The 24,529-nt window shown below is 71.7% G+C and carries 21 protein-coding genes; 4 read left to right on the plus strand and 17 right to left on the minus strand.

The annotated features are described in order from the left end of the window. Nucleotides 1–200: 200 nt before the first annotated feature. The 4 genes from ACFVHI_RS01080 to ACFVHI_RS01095 are packed head-to-tail and all read right to left on the minus strand — an operon-like array spanning nt 201 to nt 6,093. The gene (locus tag ACFVHI_RS01080; RefSeq protein WP_380334444.1) at nt 201–2,261 is read right to left on the minus strand and encodes a dipeptide ABC transporter ATP-binding protein; all 2,061 of its coding nucleotides are present in this window, start codon (nt 2,259–2,261) and stop codon (nt 201–203) included. Between the two features lie 19 nt (nt 2,262–2,280). Then, nucleotides 2,281–3,198 carry an ABC transporter permease gene (locus ACFVHI_RS01085; protein WP_079136461.1) on the minus strand — a complete coding sequence of 306 codons (918 nt, stop codon included), beginning with the start codon at nt 3,196–3,198 and terminating at the stop codon, nt 2,281–2,283. After that, complete coding sequence (locus ACFVHI_RS01090) at nt 3,198–4,142, minus strand: ABC transporter permease (protein ID WP_380334447.1); 945 nt, start codon at nt 4,140–4,142, stop codon at nt 3,198–3,200. Before ACFVHI_RS01090 ends, ACFVHI_RS01085 begins: the two co-directional genes overlap by 1 nt. Nucleotides 4,143–4,188: 46 nt before the next feature. Then, complete coding sequence (locus tag ACFVHI_RS01095) at nt 4,189–6,093, minus strand: ABC transporter substrate-binding protein (RefSeq protein ID WP_079136462.1); 1,905 nt, start codon at nt 6,091–6,093, stop codon at nt 4,189–4,191. Nucleotides 6,094–6,509: 416 nt separating this feature from the next. Between ACFVHI_RS01095 and ACFVHI_RS01100 the strand changes: the two genes are divergently transcribed. The 3 genes from ACFVHI_RS01100 (at nt 6,510) to ACFVHI_RS01110 (ending at nt 10,220) form a co-directional block, all read left to right on the plus strand. After that, nucleotides 6,510–8,114 (plus strand): alpha/beta fold hydrolase, encoded by a 1,605-nt coding sequence (locus ACFVHI_RS01100; RefSeq protein ID WP_380334450.1) that lies wholly within the window; start codon nt 6,510–6,512, stop codon nt 8,112–8,114. An 88-nt stretch (nt 8,115–8,202) separates the two neighbouring features. After that, a complete protein-coding gene (locus ACFVHI_RS01105) occupies nt 8,203–8,904 on the plus strand; it encodes a response regulator transcription factor (RefSeq protein WP_380334453.1) in 702 nt (233 codons plus the stop codon). Beyond that, nucleotides 8,904–10,220: a sensor histidine kinase gene (locus ACFVHI_RS01110; protein ID WP_380334455.1), complete on the plus strand. Its 1,317-nt coding sequence runs from the start codon at nt 8,904–8,906 to the stop codon at nt 10,218–10,220. Before ACFVHI_RS01105 ends, ACFVHI_RS01110 begins: the two co-directional genes overlap by 1 nt. A gap of 76 nt (nt 10,221–10,296) precedes the next feature. On the opposite strand, the gene ACFVHI_RS01115 is transcribed toward ACFVHI_RS01110, so the two are convergent. The 7 genes from ACFVHI_RS01115 to ACFVHI_RS01145 form a co-directional block, all read right to left on the minus strand. Further along, the gene (locus ACFVHI_RS01115; protein ID WP_380334458.1) at nt 10,297–11,259 is read right to left on the minus strand and encodes a formylglycine-generating enzyme family protein; all 963 of its coding nucleotides are present in this window, start codon (nt 11,257–11,259) and stop codon (nt 10,297–10,299) included. Nucleotides 11,260–11,323: 64 nt separating this feature from the next. Further along, nucleotides 11,324–12,667, minus strand: coding sequence for an MFS transporter (locus ACFVHI_RS01120; RefSeq protein ID WP_380334460.1), 1,344 nt, complete (start codon nt 12,665–12,667; stop codon nt 11,324–11,326). Between the two features lie 143 nt (nt 12,668–12,810). Then, a complete protein-coding gene (locus ACFVHI_RS01125; RefSeq protein ID WP_380334463.1) occupies nt 12,811–14,574 on the minus strand; it encodes a sulfatase in 1,764 nt (587 codons plus the stop codon). Then, on the minus strand, nt 14,571–15,173 hold the full coding sequence (locus ACFVHI_RS01130; RefSeq protein WP_063351980.1) for a PadR family transcriptional regulator: 603 nt from the start codon (nt 15,171–15,173) through the stop codon (nt 14,571–14,573). Before ACFVHI_RS01130 ends, ACFVHI_RS01125 begins: the two co-directional genes overlap by 4 nt. Nucleotides 15,174–15,479: 306 nt before the next feature. Next, on the minus strand, nt 15,480–15,845 hold the full coding sequence (locus ACFVHI_RS01135) for a hypothetical protein (protein WP_380334466.1): 366 nt from the start codon (nt 15,843–15,845) through the stop codon (nt 15,480–15,482). Between the two features lie 325 nt (nt 15,846–16,170). Continuing rightward, nucleotides 16,171–17,376 carry a serine hydrolase domain-containing protein gene (locus tag ACFVHI_RS01140; protein WP_380334469.1) on the minus strand — a complete coding sequence of 402 codons (1,206 nt, stop codon included), beginning with the start codon at nt 17,374–17,376 and terminating at the stop codon, nt 16,171–16,173. Nucleotides 17,377–17,647: 271 nt separating this feature from the next. Continuing rightward, nucleotides 17,648–18,220, minus strand: coding sequence for a hypothetical protein (locus ACFVHI_RS01145; protein WP_159398653.1), 573 nt, complete (start codon nt 18,218–18,220; stop codon nt 17,648–17,650). Nucleotides 18,221–19,331: 1,111 nt separating this feature from the next. On the opposite strand from ACFVHI_RS01145, the gene ACFVHI_RS01150 reads away from it, so the two are divergent. Continuing rightward, a complete protein-coding gene (locus tag ACFVHI_RS01150; RefSeq protein WP_063351984.1) occupies nt 19,332–19,859 on the plus strand; it encodes a GNAT family N-acetyltransferase in 528 nt (175 codons plus the stop codon). 38 nt (nt 19,860–19,897) lie between these two features. Here the strand turns inward: ACFVHI_RS01150 and ACFVHI_RS01155 are convergent, their stop codons facing one another. The 6 genes from ACFVHI_RS01155 to stsA all read right to left on the minus strand — a co-directional run bounded on the left by ACFVHI_RS01155 (nt 19,898) and on the right by stsA (nt 24,491). Further along, on the minus strand, nt 19,898–20,773 hold the full coding sequence (locus tag ACFVHI_RS01155) for an ABC transporter permease (protein WP_079136467.1): 876 nt from the start codon (nt 20,771–20,773) through the stop codon (nt 19,898–19,900). Beyond that, nucleotides 20,754–21,704, minus strand: coding sequence for an ABC transporter ATP-binding protein (locus ACFVHI_RS01160; protein WP_063352714.1), 951 nt, complete (start codon nt 21,702–21,704; stop codon nt 20,754–20,756). Before ACFVHI_RS01160 ends, ACFVHI_RS01155 begins: the two co-directional genes overlap by 20 nt. After that, nucleotides 21,701–22,546: a S24/S26 family peptidase gene (locus ACFVHI_RS01165; RefSeq protein WP_063351985.1), complete on the minus strand. Its 846-nt coding sequence runs from the start codon at nt 22,544–22,546 to the stop codon at nt 21,701–21,703. The genes ACFVHI_RS01160 and ACFVHI_RS01165 overlap by 4 nt, the downstream gene beginning before the upstream one ends. Beyond that, entirely contained in the window at nt 22,539–22,832 is a 294-nt protein-coding gene (locus ACFVHI_RS01170; protein ID WP_063351986.1) for a PqqD family protein, read from the minus strand. Before ACFVHI_RS01170 ends, ACFVHI_RS01165 begins: the two co-directional genes overlap by 8 nt. Continuing rightward, nucleotides 22,820–24,265, minus strand: a complete 1,446-nt coding sequence (gene stsB / locus ACFVHI_RS01175) for a StsB family radical SAM/SPASM domain sactipeptide maturase (RefSeq protein WP_063351987.1) — start codon at nt 24,263–24,265, stop codon at nt 22,820–22,822. The genes ACFVHI_RS01170 and stsB overlap by 13 nt, the downstream gene beginning before the upstream one ends. Before the next feature lie 91 nt (nt 24,266–24,356). Next, on the minus strand, nt 24,357–24,491 hold the full coding sequence (gene stsA / locus ACFVHI_RS01180; RefSeq protein ID WP_279634967.1) for a StsA family sactipeptide RiPP: 135 nt from the start codon (nt 24,489–24,491) through the stop codon (nt 24,357–24,359). Between the last annotated feature and the right edge of the window lie 38 nt (nt 24,492–24,529).

Below are 24,529 nucleotides of genomic sequence, written 5' to 3' on the forward strand. Positions count from 1 at the left end.
TCGGACTCGCCGGCCTCTCGGAAGCCGGCCCGGTGGCCTCCACCCCGCTCTCGGGGTGGAGGCCACCGCCGTGTGTCCATCGCCGTGTGTCCATCGCCGTGTGTCCATCGCCGTGTGCCCATCGCCATGTGCCCGCCATGTGCCCATCGCCGACGGCCTCGTCGGCCCGCTCCCGGAGGGGGCATGGCCAGGGGCGCGATTCAGCGGATCGGGGCGGCCCGCAGGGGGAAGTGGCAGGCGGCCAGGTGGTCGTCGGGGCCGAAAGCGGTCAACTGTGGCTCGACCTCCGCGCAGATCTGCTGCGCCGCCGCGCAGCGGGTGCGGAAGCGGCAGCCGGACGGCGGGTCGATCGCGGACGGGAGCTCCCCGGCGACGCCCCGGCTGCTCTTGGCCTTCTCCACCACCGGGTCGGCCACGGGGATGGTGTCCAGCAGGCCGCGGGTGTAGTGGTGCACCGGCCGGGCGTACACCGACGGCGCGGGGCCGATCTCCACCAGCTTGCCCAGGTACATCACGCCGATCCGGTCGGACAGGTACCGGACCACGGACAGGTCGTGCGAGATGAACAGGTACGACAGTCCGAGTTCGCCCTGAAGGTCGCTCATCAGGTTGAGCACCTGCGACTGGATCGACACGTCCAGGGCCGAGACGGGCTCGTCCGCGACGATGAGTTTGGGGCGCAGGGCCAGCGCGCGGGCCAGTCCGATGCGCTGGCGCTGGCCGCCGGAGAACTCGTGCGGGTAGCGGTCCAGGGCGGTGAGCGGCAGGCCGACCAGGTCGAAGATCTCCCTGATCCGCCGGTCGCGCTCGGCCTGGCCGTCGACCCGGTGGATGTCCAACGGCTCGCGCATGATCGAGTGGACGGGCATCCGCGGGTTCATCGCCGCGTAGGAGTCCTGGAACATCAGCTGGACGTCGCGGCGCAGTCGGCGGCGCTCGGCCCGTGGCGCCAGGGCCAGGTCCCGGCCCTCGAACAGCAGGCTGCCGCTGGTGGGCCGCTCCAGGCCGACGATGAGCTTGCCGACGGTGGTCTTGCCGCAGCCGGACTCGCCGACCAGGCCGAGCGTCTCTCCCCGGCGGACCGTCAGGGAGATGTCGGCCACGGCGCTGACCGCGCCCACGGCCCGGCGCAGGATCAGGCCGCTGGTGACCGCGTACTGCTTGACCAGGTTGTCGATGCGCAGCAGCGGCTCGGCCGGCGCCTCCTCGGGCACCGCAGCGGCCCGCACCTCCGGGGCCCGTACGGCCGTCGCCGGGGAAGGTGCCCCGGCCGCCGGACGGCCGCCCGGCTCGGCCTCGCCGACCGGGAAGTAGCAGGCGTAGCGGTGTTCCGGGGTCTCCCCGGACAGCGGCGGCTCCTGCGTGTGGCACTGCTCGGTGGCGTAGCGGCAGCGCGCGGCGAACCGGCAGCCGGGCGGTGGGGTGGTCAGGTCCGGCGGCAGGCCGGGGATCGAGTAGAGCCGGCCGCCGGACTCGGCGAAACGTTCCGGCAGCGATTCGAACAGCGCCTCGGTGTACGGGTGGCGGGGGTGGGTGTAGAGCTCCTCGGTGCCGGTGGTCTCGACGACCTTCCCGGCGTACATGACGGCGATCCGGTCGGCCCGTCCGGCGATGACGCCGAGGTCGTGGGTGACGAGGATGACGGCCATGCCGAGCTGCTGCTTGAGGTGGTCGATGAGTTCGAGGATCTGCTTCTGGACGGTGACGTCGAGGGCGGTGGTCGGCTCGTCGGCGATGAGCAGTTTGGGCTCGTTGGCCAGGGCCATGGCGATCATGGCCCGCTGGCGCATCCCGCCGGACAGTTCGTGCGGGTAGACCAGTGCCCGCCGGGCCGGGCTGGGCATCCCCACCAGGGACAGCACCTCGACGGCGCGCTCGTGCGCCTCCTTCCGGGAGGCCCGGCGGTGGATGCGCACGGACTCGGAGATCTGCCGGCCGATGGTCATCGTCGGGTTGAGCGAGGTGGTCGGGTCCTGGAAGATCATCCCGATGTCGTTGCCGCGCACCCGGTCCATCTTCTCGGGGCCGAGCGCGAGCAGGTCGCGGCCGTCGAGCAGGACCCGGCCGTCGACGACGCTGCCGCCGTTGGGCAGCAGCTGCATGATCGACATGGCGGTCATGGTCTTGCCGCAGCCCGACTCGCCGACGATGCCGAGGGTCTCGCCGACGTCCACCGCGAGGTCGACGCCGTCCAGGGCGTGCACCACCGAGCGCTTCAGCCGGATCTCGGTGCGCAGGCCGGTCACTTCGAGGAGCGCCACTGCTGATCCTCCGTCGGGTTCACCGCTTCTGCAGCCGGGTTTCGAAGGCGTCGCGCAGGGCGTCGCCGATCACGTTGAAGCACAGGATGACCAGGATGATCACGGCGGCGGGCGGATAGATCATCCACCAGCAGCCCTGGCCGGCGAAGGTGGTGCCGACGTCGAGCATGCCCCCCAGGTCGTTGTTGGGGGCCTGGAGGCCCAGGCCGATGTAGCTGAGCGTGGACAGGGCGAAGACCGCGTCGGCGATCGAGAACGTGGTGTTGACGATCGTCGTCCCGATGGTGTTGGGCAGGATGTGCTTCAGCACGATCCGCCGGCCGCCCGCGCCCATCATCCGGGACGCGGCCACGTACTCGCGGACCTTGATCGCCAGGGCCTCGCCGCGGACCAGGCGGGTGATGCCGAACCAGGAGGTCAGGCCGACCTCCAGGATCAGCATGGTCTTGCTCTTCCCGTAGACGCTGCTGAGGTAGATCAGCAGGAAGATCAGCGGGAAGGACATGAAGGAGTCGATCACCCGCATCATCAACGCGTCGATCCAGCCGCCCAGGTAGCCCGCGACCGCGCCGTACAGCGCGCCGAGGACGGCGGCGATCAGACCGGCGGCGAGGCCGATCTCCAGGCTGGTCTGCCCGCCGACCATCACCTTGCCGAGCTCGTCGATGCCGTCGTTGTCCGTGCCGAGCGGGTGCCCGGCGCCCGGCGGCAGGGTGACGGCGGAGAGGTTCACCACCGAGGTGTCGGCGTGGTAGAACAGCGGGCCGAGGAAGCAGAAGGCGATGATCGCGACCAGGACGACGACCGCGACCAGGGCCAGCCTGTTCTCGGCGAAGACCTCCGCGCCGCGCCGGAGCATCGAGCGGGGCCGCCCGGCCGGCTCCCCGCCCGGGGCGGAGGCGGGCCGGCCTTCCGTCGAATCGTGTGTCAGGGCCATCAGGTGAGCCTCACTCGTGGGTCCAGCACGGCGTAGCCGACGTCGGCCAGCAGCGAGCCGACCACGGTGGTCACCGCGGTGAGCAGGGTGGCCGCCAGGGTGATGCCGTAGTCGTTCTGCAGCGCGGCACGGGTGGTCAGCAGGCCGATGCCCTGGATGTTGAAGACGTACTCGACGATCAGCGCACCGCCGACCAGCGCGGGCAGCGAGAGGCCGACCAGGGTGACCATCGGGATCAGGGCGTTGCGCAGCACGTGGCCGTACAGGGTGCGGCGCCGGGAGGCGCCCTTGGCCTGGGCGGACCGTACGTAGTCCTGGGTGATCTGGTCCAGCACCCCGGAACGCATGTAGCGGCTGTAGCCGGCCACGGTGGTGACGGTCAGGGTCAGGACGGGCAGGCAGACGGCCCCGGGGTGGGTCAGCGCGTCCCCGAAGGTGGCCACCTGGTTCTGCACCGAGACCCAGTGCAGGTCGTCCTCGAACCACTGCTGGATCAGGAAGCCGATGAAGAACGTCGGCACGCCGTAGGCGACGAAGGAGAACACCGTGAAGGCGTGGTCCAGCACGCTGTTGCGGCGGGTCGCCTGGAGCAGGCCCGCCGGCACCGCGATCAGCAGCGCGAGCAGCAGCGAGGCGCCGACGATGTAGGCGGAGGCGCCGAGGGCGTTGAACAGCAGGTCGGAGATCGGGCGCTGCTGGATGTAGTCGAAGCCCAGGTTGCCGTGCAGCAGGCCGTCCAGCCAGGTCCAGTACTGCACGTAGACGGGGCGGTCCAGGCCCATCTGCTGGGTCAGGTGGGCGATGTTGGCCGGGGTGGCGTGGGAGCCGAGGATCGCCCGGACCGGGCCGCCCGGCATGAGCTGCATCAGGCCGAAGGAGATGACGGTGACCATCAGCACCGTCAGGAGGGCCTGGAACAGCCGTCGGATCAGGTAGGCCGTCACCGCCGCCCCCCGAAGGGAGCGGCGGCGACGCCGTTACGGATGGCCGTCATTTCGTGTAGTACCAGTACTCCGGCTCGTAGCCCTGGAAGGGGTCACCGGCGTCGAGGTGCAGCTTCTTGGTGACCTCGCTGATCGCGAGCGTGTTGGGGGTGTAGATGACCGGCTGGACGCCCGCGATGTAGTCCTCGTAGGCGTACAGGTCGTTGACGTCGCTGCCGGTCGTGGTCTTGACGATCAGCTGGTCCAGCTTCGGGTCGGAGAAGCTCCAGACGTTCGGCCCGGCTCCGGTGGCGAACAGCGCGTCGCCGGTCGGGTAGTAGTCGGGGGCGTAGACCCAGCCGCCGTAGAGCAGGCCCTGCCACTGGCAGCCGGCCGGCTGCGCGTCGCTGCAGGCCACGCCCTCGTTGCCGATGGTGTTCTGGGTCTGGCTGACCATGGTGATGCCGATGCCCGCCTTGGCCGCATCCGAGCGCATGTCCGCCGCCATGGTGTCCAACGCGGCCTGGCCGGAGGGGTAGTCGAGCGTGAACGCGGCCTTGGTGCCCGCCGCGATGCCGGCGCCGCACTGGTTCGGGCCGGTGCCCGGGTCGGTGCAGGTGGCCGGGACGCTGTCGGTGTTCCAGCCGTGGCTGCTCAGCAGCTGTTTGGCGGCCGCCGGGTCGTAGGTGGCGCGCTCGGACTGGCTCTTGGGGGAGAGCGGGTTGCCGGCCGGGAGGCTGGGCACGGCGCCGGTGCTCGGGTAGCCCCAGCCCTTCCAGATGCCGTTGATGATGCCCTGCTGGTCCACGGTGTCCTGGACGGCCTTGGTGAAGTAGGGCTGCTTGAACAGCGGCCCTACGGCCGGGTTGGCGAAGTTGATCTGGTAGTACGAGATCTCGTCCAGGTAGGTCGGGGCCGGGATGTAGTAGCCCGCGCTGCTCAACGGGTTGCCCGCGTCCGGGTTCTTGGCGTTGAAGGTCGGGGAGTTCTCGGCCGGCAGGTAGCCGACGTCGATGGCGTTGGCGCCGCCGCTGCCGGCCTTCAGGTCCGCGTACTCGGTGGTGGCCGAGGTGTAGGGGACGAAGTCCACCTCGTCGAGGTGCGGCTTCTGCGGGCCCGAGTAGGCGGTGTTCGGCACGATCCCGTACGCGCCGGAGGTGCCGTTGTAGTTCTTGAGCTTCCACGGGCCGTCGACCACCGACCACAGCGGGCTGCCCGCGAAGTCGCCACCCTTGGTCGACTGCGCGCTGAGGTAGGCGTAGTCGGCCGCGCAGTCCTTCGCGGCGGCGTCCGAGCCGAACGCGTCGCTCGCGCAACTGCCCTTCTGCCCCTGGCCGGTGAGGTCCCAGGCGAGCGGCATCGGGGTGATCTGGCTGAGCTCGTCGTCGGTGAACCAGGTCTGGTTGACCGGGGTGTTGAGGGTCAGCGTCAGGGTCTGGCCCGAGGCGGTCGCCGAAGCCACGTTGTCCGGGAAGTACTTGGCGCCGATCGCCGGGTTCGGCGGGGTGTAGTAGCCGCTGTTGGACGACTCGGCCTTGGCCATGTTGATCCAGAACAGCACGTCCTGGGCGTTGACGTCCTCACCGTTGGACCACTTCCACGGCTTGACCTGGACGGTGACGGTCGTGCCGTCCGCGCTCCAGGTGGGCGCCTCGCCGAGGGACACCTCCGGGTCGAGGGTGACCTTGTCGTTCAGGCCCCAGTAGTACAGGGGGCGGTAGAACAGCTCCTGGAACTGACTGGTGTTCACCGTGCTGACCTGAGCCGGGGAGTCGAACGGCCAGATGGCGTCCGGGAAGGTGGACGGCGCCTCGGCGACCCGCACCACACCCCCCTGCACCGCCGCTCCGGCCGGCCCCGGGTTGCCGCTGCCGCCGCCCCCACCGCCGCCACTGCAGGCCGCGGCGGTTGCCACCACCGTGACCAGCGCCACCACCTGCGCGAATCTGCGCGCTCCTGCGGACTTCGTCATCCTTGACTTGCCCCTCTCCCCCACGTGAACACCACGAGTTCTTTCCTTGCGCGACCTGACGGTTCGCCGACGCGGGCATGGCGATGCCGTGGCCGGGCAAGGTGAGCGGCTTTCCCGACGGCGGGAAGGCACCGGCGTCCGTGGGCTTCAGCCGCTTGCTGCGTGCTGGCCCTGCCCCGTCCGGTGCTATTAGTTAGACCGATTTTTCGAACAGAGAGAAGCCTTGGGGACGACTCGTGTTCGTCAAGTTTCCATCAAGGAAAGGATCTTGACGCTGCGTCGCATGGTTCCGGCGGAGGGACCGGCCGGAGTTCTTACCTGCCTTTGTCGTCGCTCTGCCGAACCGCTGACCGGCACCCGGCAGGGTCGTGCCCACACCGACCGCAGGACGCGCAGGACGTACGGAGGGCACCACGATGACGACGAACACGGGAGCGGGCATGGCGACGGGCATGGCGACGGAGACGACCGGCGCGACCGCGAGCCGGGCGAAGGAGCCGGCCCGCCGGAGCGGGCTGGCCGCCGCCGCGCTGGCGGTGCTGGCCGCAGTGCTGCCGGTCACCACCGCCTCGCCCGCGCAGGCCGCCTCCACCGGGGCGGCGGGCCGGCCCGCGTGGTGCCCGACCGTCCCCGGGCACCAGGTCGACTGCACGACCATGCGCCGCCCGCTGGTGGCGGACGAGCCGCGCCTGGGCGGCATCGGCGTGAGCTACGCGGTGGTGCGCCACAGCCGCCCCGGCCCCGCCCGGGGCACCATCGCGCTCAACCCCGGCGGCCCCGGCGAGACCCTCATCGACCGCGCCGACCAGGTGGCCGGGGCACTGCAGGGGGTGCTGGACGACTACGACCTGCTCCTGCTGGACCCGCGCGGCACCGGCCGCTCCGGCCGGCTCCCCTGCGACGTCACCGAAGCCGACTACCGCTTCGCCCCGCGCCCCGCCCAGCGCGAGCTCGTCGCCGACTGCGCCGGGGAACTCGGCCCGCGCGCCCGCGGCTACACCAGCGCCGCCACCGCCGACGACCTCGATGCCGCCCGCGCGCGGTTGGGAGCCCCGAAGCTCGTCCTGTACGGCCTGTCGTACGGCACCTACCTGATGCCGGTCTACGCCGACCGCCACCCCCAGCGGGTCGAGTCGATGGTGCTGTCCGGCGCCTACCCGCTCGCCTTCGACTCCCTGGCCCGGCCCGGCGCCCAGCAGGTCTCCCTGACGCTGCGCCGGATCTGCGAGCGCAGCGGGGCCTGCGACCCGGAAGGCGCCGTCCGAGACCTCGCCGCCACCGCCGAGCGGCTGCGCACCCGCCCGCTGGTGCTGACCGCCTCCCTCGGCGGCAGGCCGCGCACCGTGGTCTTCAGCGAGGACAAGCTCGCCGACCTGATGTACGAACCCGCCACCCGAGGCATCGGCCTGCACCCCGAGGAGCCCGGTCTGCTCGGCGCGCTGCCGGCCGCCCTGCACGCCCTCGCCACGGGCGACGACGCACCGCTGACCGCCCTGGTGCGCGCCGAGGTCGAGCACACCGGCACCGAGGACCAGGCCTCCTTCCTGGCCGTCACCTGCAACGACTACGCCCGCGCCTGGGACCCGGCCGCCCCGCCCGCCGAGCGCCGCCGCCAGTACCGGGCCGCGCTGGCCGCCGCCGACCCGGCCGACTTCGGGGCGTTCAGCGTCAAGGGCTGGACCGAGGGGCAGACCGACGGCGGCGACAACTGCCTGTCCTGGCCGCGCCGCGGCACCGCCGACCCGCAGCCGACCGACCTGAAGAACGTGCCCGACGTGCCCGTCCTGGTGCTCTCCGGGGACCTCGACACCAACACCCCCGAGGCCAACTCCCGTCTTTCCGCCGCCCAGTTCCGCCGCAGCGCCTTCGTCTCGGTGCCCAACAGCGGGCACATCCCGGAGATGGAGTCCACCGGCTGCGCGGTGGACATCTCCACCCACTTCATCCGCACCGGCGCGGTCGGCGACACCTCCTGCCTCGCGCACATCCCCCCGGTCCCCGTCGTCCCGGTCCCCCGCTGACCTGCCGACCCCCTGACCGGCCGCCCGACCCGCCGACCGACCGCCCCCGACCGGCATGACCACGCCCGCCACCAGCGAAGATGACACCATGACAGATCCCACCGCCGCCCGGCGCACCGTCCTGGTCGTCGAGGACGACCCCGGCGTCCGCAACACCCTCGACCACCTGCTGCGCTTCGAGGGCTACCGGGTACTCACCACCACCGACGGACAGGAGGCCCTGGAGCTCCTGGAGCACCGGCGCCCCGACCTCGCCGTGGTGGACGTGGTCATGCCCCGCCTCGACGGCCTCGCGCTGTGCCGGATGCTGCGCCGGCGCGGCGACCGCCTGCCCATCCTGGTCCTCACCGCCCGCCACCAGCTCGGCGACCGGGTCGCCGGGCTCGACGCCGGCGCCGACGACTACCTGGCCAAGCCCTTCGCCACCGAGGAACTCCTGGCCCGCATACGCGCCCTGCTCCGCCGCACCGAGCCGCTCGGCGGCGAGAGCGCCGAACTCGGCCTCGACGACCTCGCCCTGGACCCCGGCGCCCGCCAGGCCCACCGCGGCGGGCGCCGGCTCGACCTGACCAAGACCGAGTTCGACCTGCTGGAACTGCTCCTGCGCAACCAGGGCACCGTCCTGACCCGCCACCAGATCTACGAACGCATCTGGGGCTACGACTTCGACACCGACTCGCGCTCACTCGACGTCTACATCGGCTACCTGCGCCGCAAGACCGAGGACGGCGGCGCGCCCCGGCTGATCCACACCGTGCGCAACGTCGGCTACACCGCCAGGACCGCCTGATGCTGCGCACCAGGATCGGCCTCGTGGTCCTCGCCTCCGTCCTGCTGGCCATCGCCGTACCCGTCACCGCCGCCTACCGCGGCGTCAGCACCCTGATCGCCGACCAGCTCGACCGGAGCCTGGAGGACCGGGCCCACACCGTGCTCGCCGCCCTGGACCTCGACCGCCCCCCGCCCGCACGGCCCGACACCGTCGAACAGCTGCTGCTGCCCGACGGCACCACCCGGCCGCTGGGGGCCCCGGGCGGCCCGGCGCTGCCGGTCTCGGACCGGGCCCGGGAGGTGGCCCGTACCGCGCAGGGCGCCCACCAGGAGGACGCCACCGTCGACGGCACCCCCTACGGCATCCTCACCAAGGCCCGCCCCGACGGGCAGGGCGCGGTGATGATCGGCCAGACCTACGCCGGGGCGCAGACCGTCGACGACGCGTTCCTGCGCCGCATCACCTGGACCAGCGCCGCGGCCGCGGCCGCCTCCGCACTGCTCAGCTGGCTCGTCCTCGGCCGGATCCTGCGCCCGGTGCGGCGCCTGGCCCGCGCCGCCGAACACATCACCACCACCCGCGACCTGGCCACCCCGCTGCCCGCCGCCGGCCGCGACGAAGTCGGCCGCCTCACCCGCGCCTTCGAGGCGATGGTCGGCGCCCTGCGCCGCTCCCGCGACCAGCAGCAGCGCCTGGTCCAGGACGCCAGCCACGAGCTGCGCACCCCGCTGACCTCGGTACGCGGCTGCGCCGAACTCCTCCAGCGCGCCCGCGGCCGGCTCGCCCCCGCGGACGAGGAGCAGATCCTCGCCACCCTGGTCACCGAAACCGTCGCACTCGACGAACTCGTCCGCGAGCTGGTCGAGTTGGCCACCGACCAGCAGACCGTGGAGGACCCGGAGCCGGTGGACCTGACGGCCGCCGCCGAGGACAGCGCCCGGCGCTTCCGGCGCCGCACCGGCCGCGAGATCACCGTCACCGCCGAACGGCCCGTGCCGGTGCAGGCCCGCCCGCGCGCGCTGCAGCGCTGCGTGGACAACCTGGTCGGCAACGCCGTCAAGTTCAGCCCGGACGGCACCCCGGTGGAGGTCCACGTCACCGGCACCCGCCTCGCCGTGCGCGACCACGGGCCCGGCATCGCCCCCGGCGACCGGCAGGCCGTCTTCGAGCGCTTCCACCGCGCCGCCGCCACCCAGTCGACCCCGGGCTCGGGGCTGGGCCTGGCCATCGTCCACGACCTCGTCGCCGCCGACCACGGCACCGTCTTCGCCACCGCCGCCCCCTCCGGCGGCGCCGAGGTCGGCTTCCACCTGCCGCCCGCCCCTCAGGACTGACGGCCCGCCCGGAGGTCGGGACAGCGGGTTGGTGATCGGCGAGCCCGGCTGAACGGAGGGGCCGGACGCCGCCGAGTCAGTGCCCGGCGGGCCGTTCGGCGTCGCGGGCGCAGCGGAAGCCGGCGTGGCCGCTGGAGCTGTCGGGGGTGTTGGAGCTGCGGGCGGCGACGCGGTAGCGGTTGCAGTAGGACTTGTGGCACAGGTGGGAGCCGCCGCGGATGACCTTGGCGGTTCCGGTGGCGGGGCCGGTGGGGTTGGCCGGGGTGGGGGATGCGGGATGGTCGGTGGTCCACCAGTCGGCGCACCACTCCCACACGTTGCCGGACATGTTGTACAGGCCGAAGCCGTTCGGCGCGAAGGAGTCGGCGGGGGCGGTGGCGCGGTGGCCGTCCGCGGCCGTGTTCTTCGCCGGGAAGGTGCCGCGCCAGATGTTGCAGCGGTGGGTGCCGTCGGGATCGAGTTCGTCGCCCCACGGGTACCGGGCCTGTTCGAGTCCGCCGCAGGCCGCGTACTCCCACTCCGCCTCGGTGGGCAGGCGCTTGCCGGCCCAGGAGGCGTAGGCGTGCGCGTCGTTCCAGGAGACGTGGACGACGGGGTGGTCGCCGCGGTCGGCGACCGTGCTGCCCGCGCCCTCGGGCCGGTCCCAGGCGGCTCCGGTGACCGCGCACCACCAGGGGGTCCGCTCCACCCGCGCGGCGGTGCGCCGCACGGCGGCCGGGAGGAAGCCGGCGAAGACGTAGGACCAGCCCAGGCGTTCGGCGTCCGTGCGGTAGCCGGTGTCGGCGGCGAACACGGTGAACTGCTCGTTGGTGACGGCGCGGGCGTCGATGAGGAACGGGTCCAGCCGGACCTGCCGCACGGGGCCTTCGCCGTCGTCGGGGAAGCCTTCGGAGTCGTCGGTGCCCATCAGGAACTCGCCGCCGGGCAGGAGGACCATGCCGTCCGCGGGCCCGGCGGGACGCGGGGCCGCGAGGTGGAGCGGGCGGATCGCGCCGGGGCCTCGCGAGGGCGTGCAGCAGGGCGCCGAGGGCAGGTTCACGGGTTCCTCCGGGAGTGGGTTCAGCCGGGACTGGGTTCAGCCGGCCGTGCAAGGCGGGCCGGGGTCAGGCCAGGGCTGCCCGGCGCCTGAGGTCGAGCTCCCGCTGCACCCGCTCCACGTCTTTCGCGTAGGGCAGGTGGAGGAGCGTCAGGAAGGCGCCGTTGACGAGCATGAGGACCACCAGAACCGCCAGGAACACCGGGCGGAGTCCGACCGCCTGGCCGAGGAAGCCGGCGCCCAGGCCGAAGGCGGCCCACGCGAGGGCTTCGAAGACCGAGACGTAGATCGTGAAGGCGGTGGCCCGCAGCTCCGGCGGGGTGACCGCCATGACCATCGGCCGGTTGAGGCTGGGATTGACGCCCTGGGCGACACCCATCAGGCAGAAGAGCAGGGCGTACGCGCCGATGCCGCGGTAGTGGACCTGGGTGCCCAGGAAGGCGAGGACGGCGAAGGCGACCTGGGCGCCCTGGAGCGCGCCGGGAAGCCCGTGGCGGGGGCTGCGGCGGGTGGCCCAGTCGGCGAGGAAGCCGCCCAGCAGGGTGCCCAGCAGGTATCCGATGCCCAGCGGCATCAGGACGACGGCGGCTCGCTGGGTGGTGAAGCCGAACACGTCCACCAGGTAGACGACGGCGAACGAGGAGAGCAGCAGGTGTCCCGAGAGCAGCCGCGACACCAGGAGGATCGCGAAGCTGGGGATCTTGAACAGCGAGACGACGGTGGCCAGGTCGACCTTCGTCCGGGACTCGCGGGTGGCCCGGTCGAGGTCGGCGAGTTGCCGCTCGGCCGCGCCGCGGCCGGGGTCGCGGAAGCAGAGCAGCAGCACCACGCCGAAGAGGATGTTCAGGACGCCGACGCCCCACAGCCCCCAGCGCCAGCCGTCGTGGACTCCCGCCAGTTGCCCGATGAGCGGGCCGAGCACCGAGCCGGCCAGTGCGAGCGCACCGTAGAGGGCGCCGACGGCGCGGCCGCGCGACGCCGGGTCGAACAGGTCGCCGATGATCTCGGAGACCAGCGGCTGGGCGGCCGCGTAGCCGGCGGCGAGGACCGTGAGGAAGACCAGCAGCTCGGTGAAGTTCCGGGAGAAGCCGGCGGCCACGCCCCACACCCCCCACAGGCCGGTGGACAGGACCAGGACGCTCTTGCGCGACCAGCGGCGTGCCGCCCACACCCACAGGGGGGCCGCGAGCACGCCGATCAGCTTGCCGGCGGCGGTCAGGACGCCGAGCGAGCCGAGGGTGAGGCCCAGCGCGTTCCTGATGACCGGGAACAGGCCGGTGACCAGGCCGGCCTCGGTGCCGTCGACCAGCATGGCGCCGCCGAGGACCGAGAGCTGGGCCCACCGGCCTCTGACCGGGGGTGGGCCGGTCCTCGTGGCGGGCCCGGAGGTGCCCTCGATAAGGTCGGACATGCGCGACTCCGCTCTTCGCATCGTTCGTCACAGGGGCAGTGCGGGGGAAGGGGGCGTGCTCGCCGGTGACGGGGCTGCAACCCCGTCACCGGTACGTGGTGCGCCGGCTGGGTCGTGCGCCGGCGGGATCGTGCGCCGGCTGGTCAGAGAGCAGCGAGTTCCTCGGCCACCCGGCGCAGGGCCGACACGTCGGTGAGGCCGCCGGCCAGGGCGGCGACGTCGATCAGCGGCGTCGGGCCGAGGAACTGCAGGAACTCGGAGTCGACGATGCCGGGCAGGTGCCTGCGCATCACCTCCACGGCGACCGGGTCGGAGATCAGGGCGAACACCGGGGTCCGCAGCGAGAATCGTCCCGAGGGGTAGTCCTCCGGGCGGGGCAGCGGCTCGGCGGTCCGGTCGGCCTGCTCGCGCTGGGCGCGGACCAGCAGGTGCTCCGCGCCGACCGGGCCCTCGGCGGGCAGGCCGAGGCGCTCGTACTGGCTCGGCGGCGCGTCGCCCGCGCGCATCAGCTCCACCAGCAGGGTCGCCATCCGCAGCTCGGCCGTGTCGTCGACGAGGGGGGTGCGCTGCTCGGGGTCGCCCTCCAGGTCGAACAGCAGGGTGCCGTGCTGATAGGGGTTGATGAAGGTGCGGCCGGGGACGCGCAGGGTGCGCACGCCCTTGGTGAAGGTGAACGGCTCCGCCAGCTCAAGATCCGCCAGCTCGGCCGGGGAGAACCGCCCGCGCATGTGGGTGGGCATCAGCGTGTGCTCCAGCAGCGGCGCGTTGTGCGCCGTGGCCGGGGCGCGCATGTAGACGTAGCGGCCGTCGGTGACGTTGACGTGGCCGCCGTGGATTCCGAACAGGGCCGCCTCCCGCACCGGGGTGTCCTCGGCCACCGGCAACGGGCGGCCCTGCACGTCCGCGGGGCGCTCGATGCCGAAGTACTCCAGCAGCGTCGGTGCGAGGTCGATCGTCTGCACCAGGGCCCGGCGCCGTTCCCCGGCCCTGCCGGCCCGCGGGTCCCACACGAACAGCGGCAGGTGGACCAGTTCGTTGTACCAGGGCTGGACGGTCTTGCCCCACCAGCCCTTCTCCCCCAGCAGCAGGCCGTGGTCGGTGTTGACGATCAGCAGGGTGTCGTCCCACAGGTCCTGCTCGTCCATCAGGTCCAGCACCCGCCCGAGGGAGTGGTCGCACATCGACAGCAGCGCCGCGTACTCCAGCCGGGCGTGCTCGACCTGGCCGGGGGTCTCCACCACGCGCTTGTAGTCGGGCCAGTCGAAGTGCGGGCCTTCGTAGTCGTGCGGGTAGAGGTCCTTGAACCGCTGGTGGCTGAAGAACGGCTCGTGCGGGTCGAAGGTCTCGATCTGCACGAACCACCGGTCCGCGTCCCGGTTGGTGCGGACGAACTCCAGGCCCGCGTCGAAGGTCAGCGTCTGCGGGTGGCGGTCCTCGGTCGCCAGGTGCGGGCGGTTCACCCAGTCCTGCCGGTAGGACTCGAACCGGAGCTTCTTCAGGTCCTCGGGAATCTCCGGGTCGGCCACCTGGCCCTTCCACGGGTCGCCCTCCTGGCCGCGGAAGAACTCCCAGGTGTTGTACCGGCCGTGGTAGGTGGCGCCGCCGTCCTCCCAGTAGTGCGGGTGGTCGCTGACCAGGTGGGTGTACACCCCGTTCTGCTTGAGGAGTTCGGGCATGGAGTCGTCGAACGGCTCCAGCGGGCCCCAGCTGCGGTGCAGGAAGTTGTACCGGCCGGTGTGGATCTCGCGGCGGGCCGGCATGCACGGCATCGACCCCGCGTAGGCGTGGTCGAAGGTGACGGACCGCTGGGCCAGCCGCGCGAAGTTCGGCGCGTGCGTCCAGTCCCCGCCGTAGGGCGGCAGCATGTGCCGGTTGAGGCTGTCGAACATCACCATGATCGCCTTCATGCGGCGCTCCCCTCTCCGGCCGGTGGCGTCTTGTGCCCCGGCTGCCACTGTTCGAGACGCCGGAGCATGCGCTCCAGCCAGGCCACCCACGCGTCCATCGCGCCGGCGCCGTACTGGTGCAGTTCCTCGTAGACCTCGCGGGCCAGTTCCTGGTCCAGCTCGGGCAGCGGGTCCTCGAAGCGGACCGTGCGGTCGCGGGGCCGGTTGCGGGCGATCTGCTCGCGCCGGTGGTCCAGTTCGGTGCGGATCAGCCGGATCGCCGCCTCGCGGTCCAGGACCGCGGCGAAGGCGAAGCGGGAGAGGAAGTCCGCGTCCTGGAACCGGCTGGGCGGCTCGTACGGGGAGCGCACCCACTCCATCAGCGCCTCCCGCCCCACGGGCGTGAGCCGGTACACCTTCGCGTCGGGACGCCCCTCGCGCGGATCGACCTCGAACGCCACCCAGCCGTCCGCCACCATCCGCCCCAACAGGCGGTAGATCTGGCTGTGGTGGGCCCGCGAACGGAGGAACTGACCCTCCGTCTCGACCCACTTGCGCAGGTCGTACCCGCTGAACGGCCGGCCGGCCAGCAGGGCGAGCAGGACGTACTCGAACTGCATCGAGCCCCCTATGTGCGGAATCACTTATGTGCTCAGTGTTCTATCCGCGACATGGGGGCCGTCAACGCGGCGGGCGGCGAATTATCCAACCGTTCATAGGAGTTCACGGTGATTCACAGTGCGCAGCACCTGCGCCACCGGCGGGGATGCCCGGTGCGATCGCGATGGAGCCGGCTCCTCCCGGGAAAACGGGCGCCCCGCGGCGGTTCGGGCGAACCCGGAACCGCCACGGGGCGGGCCATGCCGGTCGTCACCGGATCGGCACGGTCGCCAAGCTGCGCGACCGTGCCGACCGAAGAGCGATGCTCAGTTGAAGACCAGGACGTCGGTGCGCATCGGCAGCGGGCTGTTCCAGCCGATGTTGATCTTGAACGTCACCAGTCCGTTGCCGGGGGCGATGCTCGACACCTGGAAGGGCGCCGCACCGACGAACCGGTTCCCGCTGTTTCCGTCGATCTCGGAGGCCGTGATGACGACCGTCGAGTTGATCCCGATGACGTTCCAGGCGATCTGGAGGTTGAACGTCCCGTTCCCCGGGGTCCACGTCCACCACCCCCGCCACACGGCGCCGACGTTGCCGCCGATCGCCGCGAGGCCCTGGTCCCGGTCGGCGGGCTGCGAACTGCTCGCGATCCGCGGCACCTCGATGGAGGAAGATTCGGCTGCGGCCATGACGGCTCCCCTCGCGCCGGGAGAGCCCCCATGGGCTCCCCGAATACTTAGAGTGTCCGTTAATGCGCACAGCGTTACAATCACTCGTGGGAGTGAACCTCCGGCGCGTCGCCGCGCTATCCACACGAACACCGTCCGCACCCGCCGCCCGCGCGCCCCCCTGGGGCTTTCGTTATGTCCGGCGACGAGGACGGCGTAGAGGTTCGCCGCGGGGGTGCCCGGCTCGCTGTTGCGCTCGCGCCATCCAAATGTGCTTACCGCAGTGGTAATTGACGAAGACCCGGGAACAGGTCGTCGACACGCCCGACCCGCCCCCGGCGGAGGTTCAGCGGGTGCCGCAGAAGACGGTGTCGAGGAACTTGATACTCGCCTCGTTCTGCGCCGTCTGCTCGGCATCATCGCCCCGCGGGGTGTAGGAGAGCGCGACCTGGCGGTCGGCGGTGCCCCACAGCTGGGTGGAGAAGCCGAAGGTGCCGCCGTTGTGGCCCAGCACGGTGGTGCAGGAGAGCGTCGCCTGCGCCAGCCCCATCCCGTAGTCGACGTCGTGCGAGCCCGGCACTGTCTGGAGCATCGTGGTCATCTCGCGCTGCTCCGCCGGACGCAGCAACTTCCCCTTCAGCACGGCCTGCTCGAACCGGACCAGGTCATCGGTGGTGGAGATGATCTCTCCGGCGGCGCCCGCCCAGGACGGGTTCTGGTCGGTGACGTCGAAGTCGGTCTTCTTGACGTTCCCGGTGCCGGCGCCGTCCACGGTGGTCCAGTAACTGTGGGCGTGCGGGCCGGGGATCGTGGTGGAGCGGCCGGGGACCGTGGTCTTCGTCATCCCGAGCGGTCGCAGGATGCGCTGACCGACCTCCTGTCCGTAGGGGTGCCCGGTGACCTGCTCGATGATCAGGCCGAGGATGTTGAAGTTGGTGTTGGAGTAGCCCCATTGGGTTCCAGGCTCGAAGTTCGGCGCGTGGGAGACGGATGCGGTCACCAACTGGCGCGCGGTGAACGTACGGTTCAACCCGCCCTGGGCCAGCCACGTCCGGAAGACGGCCGGGTCGTTGAGGTTGGGAAAGACGTCGGTGCCCTCGTTGGTGGCGTCGAACAGGCCCGTGCGCTGGTTGAGCAGCTGGCGGACGGTGATGTTCTGCCCGTTGGGGACCAGCCCCGGCAGGTGGCTCGACACCGAGTCCTCCAGGCCGAGCCGGTGCTCGCCGACCAGTTGCAGCACCGTGGTGGCGACGAAGGTCTTGGTGACGCTGCCGATCCGGAACCGGCCGTCACCACGGACGGGCGCCTGACCGACCAGGTCGGTCACCCCCGTGGCACCGCGCCACCGCTGGTCGCCGTCACGCACCTCGGCGATCGCGGACACCGCCTTGGCGTCGGTCAGCCCGTTGAGGGCGAGTTGCAGCGGACCGCCACGCAGGCGGGCCGACGAAGCTGCGGAGTCCTCGGCTCCCGCCGCAGCGGCGGAGGCGGGTGACGCGGACACCGCCAGACAGAAGGCTGCGATCAGGGCACTGGTCAGACGACGAGACATGGAGCTTCCCTTCACTCGGGCGAACAGGAGTTCGCCACGAGTCAGCCTGTCAGCGCCGCCACCGGGGGATCATCACTCCGGATGAGGACCCGTCCATCCTTCAACAGGCTTACGAGATCGACACCTTAGGACACCAAAGAGGTACGTGAGGGGTCGTCCGGCGGCCGCATCCGGGGATGCGCCCGCACGCTCGGTCGAGTTATGGCCGGGGGGAGCCTCCGGTCTGGTGGCTCCCCCCGGCGTTCGGCACAAGGTCCCATTCTGCGGCCGGTCAGCCGGCGCTGACGACCGTGCCGCAGATGATCGTTCCGTTGAGCGTGACCGTTTGACCGAGGTCGTAGGTGGCGGCCACCTCCGTGTCCGTGAGCGTGACCGTCCAACCATCGCCGGTCTTGGTCGCCTTGACGCCGGTCGCGTTGTTCTTCACGTAGCCGCCGACGTGGGCGGCCGTGCTGACCGGCATCATCCAGCCGGTGCCCGACTCGACGCCGGCGACGCTCGGACCGCCGGCGTTCTGGTCCGACGGCGCCTGGAAGGACGTCAGCTCACCCTTGATGACGGTGCAGGTGCTGTCGGTGGCCTTGATGGAGCCGGACTCCACGCCGCTGAAGGTCACGTCGGCGCTGCCCTTGCCGGCCTTCCCCGGCGCGCTGGCGGGGGCGCCCGCCGCTGGGGGCGCTGCCGCGTCAGCCGGCGCCGCACCCGCGGACGTCGAGACCGCGGCCCCAGGTGCGGTGGCGCTCTTGGCCGGGCTCGACGATCCACATCCGGCGAGGGATATCAGCGTCGCGCCGGCGATGAGCCCGATGACGGCACGTCGTCGGTGGAGTTCGGTCCGTGACATGTTCTTGCCCCTGAATCTCGCGTGTGAGTATTTGACGATCACCGTGCAGAGTGCGGTCGGCGGCTGTCCGTCACGGGACGGAGGCCGAATGCCGGGCCGGTGTTCTGCGCTGTGATCTCCATGCCCGGCACCCTAGCCTGACGGTCTGACAAAAAAGTGTTCGCACTCGGATTGGTAGACACCGATCCGCCTGGCAGCAAAACGGCCGCCCCTGACCCGCCATACGGAAAACCGGATTCCTCCCCGGCCTGAAGACTCGGACATCCTCCGGCCTCCGGGTGAAGCGTCGCACGGCCCCGTGGGGACTGCGCAGGGGGCCAGGTACCGGGTGATCGGGAGTCACGGAAAGCCACGCAACGCAGGGTCCCCGGGCTCCCATCGATGCCCCCTTCGGCCCCAGCACGGGAGTCCCCTCATGCACGTACGCTTCCGCCCGTCGAACAGGGTGTCATTGTGACGGTGTGAACGAAGGGCTCGTTACTGACTTCGGCTCGCCAGGGTGAGCTTTCCTGAAGTCCCTGATGGGCTTGGTGTGGTGGCTGTGTTCGGCGATGTGTGAGATATGCAGATGGGGGCGGGCTGGGCGCTGAGGGGCGGCTGCGCCAGGAGTCGGTGGGGATGCGGGCGGCCGAGTTGTTCGAGCAGAGGATCAAGCCGTCGGAAGTGGCACGGCGTCTGGCGGGTGAGCCCGAAGTCGGCGTACCAGTGGCATGAGTTGTGGCGGGATGGCGGTGTGCAGGCTCTGGCCTCTCGCGGCCCGGGCGGGTCTCGGTGCCGTCTGTCGTCGCGGTGGAGAACTCCTTGCCCTCCGAGCGGAGCTGGCCGCCCTGCGGGCGGACGTCGCCCGCAGGGCCGCGGCCGGAGGCTGATCCGATGGCCGCGGCCCGATCACGCCGCTGAAGCCGACCCCTCGCCCAGCCGTTGTCGTCGGTCCAGCAGGTCTGCTCCGCCGGCACCGTCTCCACGTCGGAGCCGGCGACTCCGTCTGCTTCGGCGGCTCCGCCCCGCTGCTGATGGACACGCACGTGGAAAAGCGGAACAGGGCGCCGTGGCGTGGGCGCGCTCGCATAGGCTGCCGTCTCATCCGGCCCACCGTGACAAGGACCAGCCCATGCGCAGCCGTACCGGTATCCGTCTGATCGAGACCGCCGACGCCGCCCCGATAGCCGCGCATCGGGTGCGGGACGTCGAGGCCTTCCGGCCGTGGGAACCGGCCCAGCCGGCCGAGTTCTTCACCCCGGAGGGCCAGGCGGAGCGGATCGACGGGCTGTTGGCCGGTTACCGGGCCGGCACGGTCTGGCCGGGCGTCGTGCTCGCCGACGACCAGGTGATCGGGCAGATCACCGTCGCGGGCATCCTACCGCAGCCGCACCTGCGCCGCGGCTCCGTCGGATACTGGATCGCCAGTGTCGCCCAGAATCAGGGGCACGCCGGGCGTGCCGTCGAACTCGCGCTCCGGGTGATGACGGACGAACTCGGGCTGCACCGCGCCGAGGCGTCCACCAGCCTGGAGAATGTGGCGTCGCACCGGGTGCTGCGCCGCCACGGGTTCAGTCCGTACGGCGTCGCGCACTCCTCGATCTTCCTCGACGGCAGCTGGCGGGACGGGCTGCTGTGGGAGCGGATCCTCGGCGACTGAGCGTACGTCCCCTCCGGCAACGGACGCCGGACGGTCCGTCACAGCTTCGCGGCGCGCGTCAGCAGCGAGCGGGCGGTCAGCGCGCTGGTGACGGCGGCGATGCCGGCCAGGAGCAGCATCTGCGGCCAGGCCGCGTCGAAGCCCAGCAGGGCGGAGTCCCGTAGGCAGCGGACCACGTAGGTGACCGGATCCGCCCAGGACAGCAGGCGCAGCACCGGGGCCATCTGCTCCACCGGGTAGAAGGACGGGGCGGCGAACAGCAGGACCGGGGCCAGGACGTTGACCGTCACCGTGAAGCGCTGGAAATCGGTGAACAGCGTGGCCAGCAGCAGGTAGAGGCCGTTGCAGGCGAAGGACGCCAGCACCGTCGAGGCGATCAGGGCGGCCCAGTGCCCGACCGGCCAGCGGAAGTCGAACACGGCGAGCGCGATGGCGAGTGCCACCAGGGTCTGCGCCAGGACGAGCCCCGCGCCCGCCGCCAGCTTGCCCAGGACGTAGCTGCTGCGCCGTAGCGGGTACGACCAGAGTTCGAGTTCCATCTGACCGAGCCGTTCCTGGAACAGCGACGTGCCCGCCGCGGTGGCCGCCGCCAGCATGGAGGAGAGCATCAGCGCGGGCACGGTGAACTCGGCGTAGCCGACGGCGCGTCCGTGGTACCGGACGTCGCCCACCAGGTGGGAGAGCGAGGTCGCGAACAGCAGCAGGTAGACCGCGCTCGGGGTGATCGCCAGCAGGAGGTTGGTCCGGTTGCGGGTGAGCAGGCAGTACTCGCGGTACAGGGTGGCGACGGCGTCCTGCCGCCACCGCCCGCGCGGGGCGGTGGGCGGGGCGGGCGCGGTACCGGCGGTGTCAGCGGAGGCAGCGGTACCGGCGGAGTCAGCGGTGCCGGAGGAGTCAGCGGTCGCAGTGGTCACGGTGGTTCTCCACGAGGTCGATGAACGCGTCCTCCAGCGACGGCGGGAGGTACTCCACGGACGCCGTGTCCGGGCCGTCGGAGCGCAGGCGGGTGAGAAGGGCGGGCAGCCGGGTGCGCACGTCGCGCCCGGACAGCTGCACCAGTCCGTCCGTGACGACGGCCTGCAACCCGGCCGAGCGGGCCAGGTCGGCGAACGGCTCGGGCTGCGCAGGGTCGGCCGTCCGGACGCGTACGACCTGCGGGCCGAAGCGCTCGGCGAGCTCGCGCGGGGTGCCGTCCTGGAGCAGCCGGCCCCGGTTGACGATCAGCACCCGGCCGCAGTTGCGTTCCAGTTCCTCGACGTAGTGGCTGGTCCACAGCATGGTGGTGCCGTACCGGTGGCGCAGGTCCCGCAGCAGCTCCCACATCCTCCGGCGGCCGCTGACGTCCATGCCGGCGGAGGGCTCGTCGAGCAGCAGCAGCCGGGGGCGGCCGAGCAGCGCCCGGACGATCTGGAGGCGGCGCCGCTCGCCGCCGGAGAGGGTGAACACCAGCTGGCCGGTGGCCGAGCCGAGGCCGAGCGTGTCCAACAACTCGTCGACCGTCGGGCGGACTTCGGGCCAGCGCAGGCCCTTGAAGGCGGCGGCGATGCGCAGGTTGTCCAGGAGGGACAGCATCATGTCGAAGGGCGCCGACTGGTGGACGACGCCGAGCTGGTGCTTCACCTCGCTGCCGGCCGTCGGCTCCTCGTCGAACACGGTGACCCGGCCCGTGGTGGGCGCGGTGACGCCGCAGATCAGCTTGGTGAGCGTGGTCTTCCCCGCACCGTTCGGCCCGAGCAGTCCGACGACGGCGCCGTCGCCGAGGTCGAAGGAGATGCCGTCGACGGCGTTGCGGGTCATGCCGGTGTAGCGCTTGACCAGGTTCTCGACGTGCAGCGGGGTTGTCATCCGCGCCACCCCGCGAGGTCCGACCGGCCCGGGGCCTGGTCCGGCCGGACGGGAAGAACGCCCCGGACGGCTTCGACGCGTGCGCGGACGAACTCGGCGGTGTCGGCCAGTCGCGGCGGTTCCAACAGGGTGCCGTGGCCGACGTGGAAGTCCGCCGTCCCGGGCCGCAGCGGCGGCCGTCCGCCCCAGCCCTCCGAAGGCCCGGTCGCCCGATCGCCCGAGGACCCGGTCGTCCGGTCGTCCGAGGGGCAGCCGGCGGCCCGGCCGATCAGGATGTCGACGTCGCGCCGGCCGGCGGCGGCGAGCAGTTCGTCGAGGGCGGTCCCCGGGAGCGCGCCGTACGGGGAGACGCTGACCACAGGTCGGGCCTCGCCCCTCGACAGGCCGGGCATGTCGCCGCGGCGCATCGCCGGGTGCCACCACGCGTAGGCCGGGGCCGGGCCGGGGAGCCAGATCCGGGTCCGGCCCGCCCCCCGGTCGGGGTAGGCGGCGAGCCTGGCCAGGTCCAGGGCCGCGAGCGTGACCGCTCGGCGGTACGCGGGCACGACCCCGAGGTACTCCCCGGGCCCGACCACCGGGTCGACCAGCGGGAGGTTGTCCCCCCGGGTGAGCAGCCGGCTGCCCGCCCGGTCGACCACGCGGTGCACGATCACCTTCCGGTCGAGCAGGACGACCGCCACGTCCCCCGGTTCCACCTCGTCGAAGGGCCGGGCCAGGACCGTGATCACGGTCCCGGGCTCGATCGTGGGCAGCATGCTCCGCCCGGCGGTCCTCAGCCGCGCCCTCCCCACGGCGGCGAGGGCGCTGCGCAGCAGTCGGATCTGCGACGGTTCCTCAGACACGGGCGTCACCCTGGTCCACCATCACCAGCAGGTCCTGTGCCAGCAGCCGTGCCACGAACTCCTGGACGTCCTTGGCGATCAGTGCCCGCTGCGCGGGGCTCTCGGCGCCGTGGCGCCGGGCGAGTTCGGCGACCACGTCCGGGACGGAGCGGTTCTCGGCCAGTTCCAGCCAGATCTCGGCGGCGGTGTGGTTGAGGGTGCGGAACTCCCCGCTGCGGGCGGAGTAGATCCGCACCTCGTTCAGGGAGGGGGTCCAGACCACCTCGGAGTCGATCAGGTAGTGCATCGGCGGTCCTCTCGGTCGGCGAGCGGCAGCAGGCGGCGTTCCGGGGCCTTCCAGTCCTCGTACGCCGGGTGGAGGGAGTCGTCCCGGACGAGCAACGGGCGGAACAGCTCGTCCCGTCCGGCCTTGAGCCGGGCCCCCGGGACGCCGTTCGCGCTCCACAGGCTGGCGATCATCGACTGGCGCAGGATGCGGCAGAGGTGGCGGCCGTTGCGGTGCACGTCGCCGGTCTCGGCCAGGTGGTAGGCCCGGCAGCCGCCGCCGCAGGCACCGCGGATGTAGCAGCGGCGGCAGTCCTGGAGGTTCTCCCCGGTGAAGACGTTGTTGGTCCGCAGGTCGGCGAGGACCGGGGCGGCGAAGATCTCCGCCAGCGGCTGCCGGCGGACGTTGCCCGCGATGTGGACCTGCTCGGTGACGAGCTTGCAGGGGTAGACCGTGCCGAGCGAGTTGACGTAGACCTCGTTGCCGCCCATGCCGCAATTGCCCTTCACCGAGCAGGGTTTGCTCGCTTTCGGGCCCTCCGGCAGGAGTTTGCCGGCCAGCGGGTGGGTCCAGCAGAAGTCCAGTACCTTCTGGTAGTCCGCCCAGCCGTAGTCGAAGCCGTCGGTCGCACCGCGGCCCAGGTCGGTGTGGTTCATCATCCGGACCCGGGAGATGTCGAGGTCGGCGACGAACTCGGCCAGCCGGTCGAGGACGTCGACGTTCTCGGGGGTCACCACGTGGTTGATGACCGGGGTGACGCCCGCCTGGTTCAGCAGGCGCAGGCCCTGGGCCGTCCGGGCGAAGGTGCCCTTGCCGCGGGTCCGTTCGTGCGTCTCGACGGTGCCGCCGTCCAGGCTGACCGTGACCTGGTTGAAGATCTCGGCCATCCGCTGCGCGGTTTCGAGCCGCCTGATGGTGGTGCCGTTGGTGATGATGTTGGCGGCGAGCCCGCGTTCCCGGGCGTGCCCGGCGACGGTGAACAGGTCCTTGCGGAGCATGGGTTCACCGCCGGTGAAGACGATGACCCGGGCCCCCAGGTCGGCGGCCTGGTCGACGAGGTCGAGCGACTCGGCGGTGTTGAGCTCGCCGGGCAGGGCCTTCTCCGACGAGGCGTAGCAGTAGGGGCAGCGCAGGTTGCAGCCGTCCGTGATCGCGTAGTAGACCATCGACAACTGCGGTTCCGGGGCCCGGACCACGGGGCGCCGGCCGGGCAGGTAGACCAGCCAGTTCAGGACCGCCTTCGCCAGCGCGCGTTCGACGGTGCCCGCGTCCGTGGGCAGCGTGCCCCTCGGGCGGCCCGGGGCGGCGAGGGCGCGGAGCACGTCGGTTTCCGGGGCGGTCATCAGGCACCAGGCCGCCAGCTCCGGATTGGTGACCAGACGGTCCCCGCCGTTCGTGAAGTAGACCAGGTCGTCGGGAACCACCAGGTCGTCCCAGAGTTCGAGCAGTTTCATTCTCCACCTCGGCCGTCAGGGGTGGGTGCCCGGCCCGGAGGCCGGGCACCGACCGGCTACGTGATGAGCGGTGCCGATCTCGGCAGGGCCGTCACTCGGCCGCGGGGTCCTCGATCCCGTGGCCGCTGCCGGCGCCGGAGAAGGCGCCGCAGCTGCAGGAACAGCTCATGCCGGCCTCGAACTCGTCGGACCTCATCTCCGGCTTGACCCAGGCGCTCTCAGTCATGGTTCGTGATCCCTTCCGTTGACGGGACCCGCCCTGGC

It is taken from the genome of Kitasatospora sp. NPDC127121, from assembly GCF_042677305.1.
Classification (GTDB): domain Bacteria; phylum Actinomycetota; class Actinomycetes; order Streptomycetales; family Streptomycetaceae; genus Kitasatospora.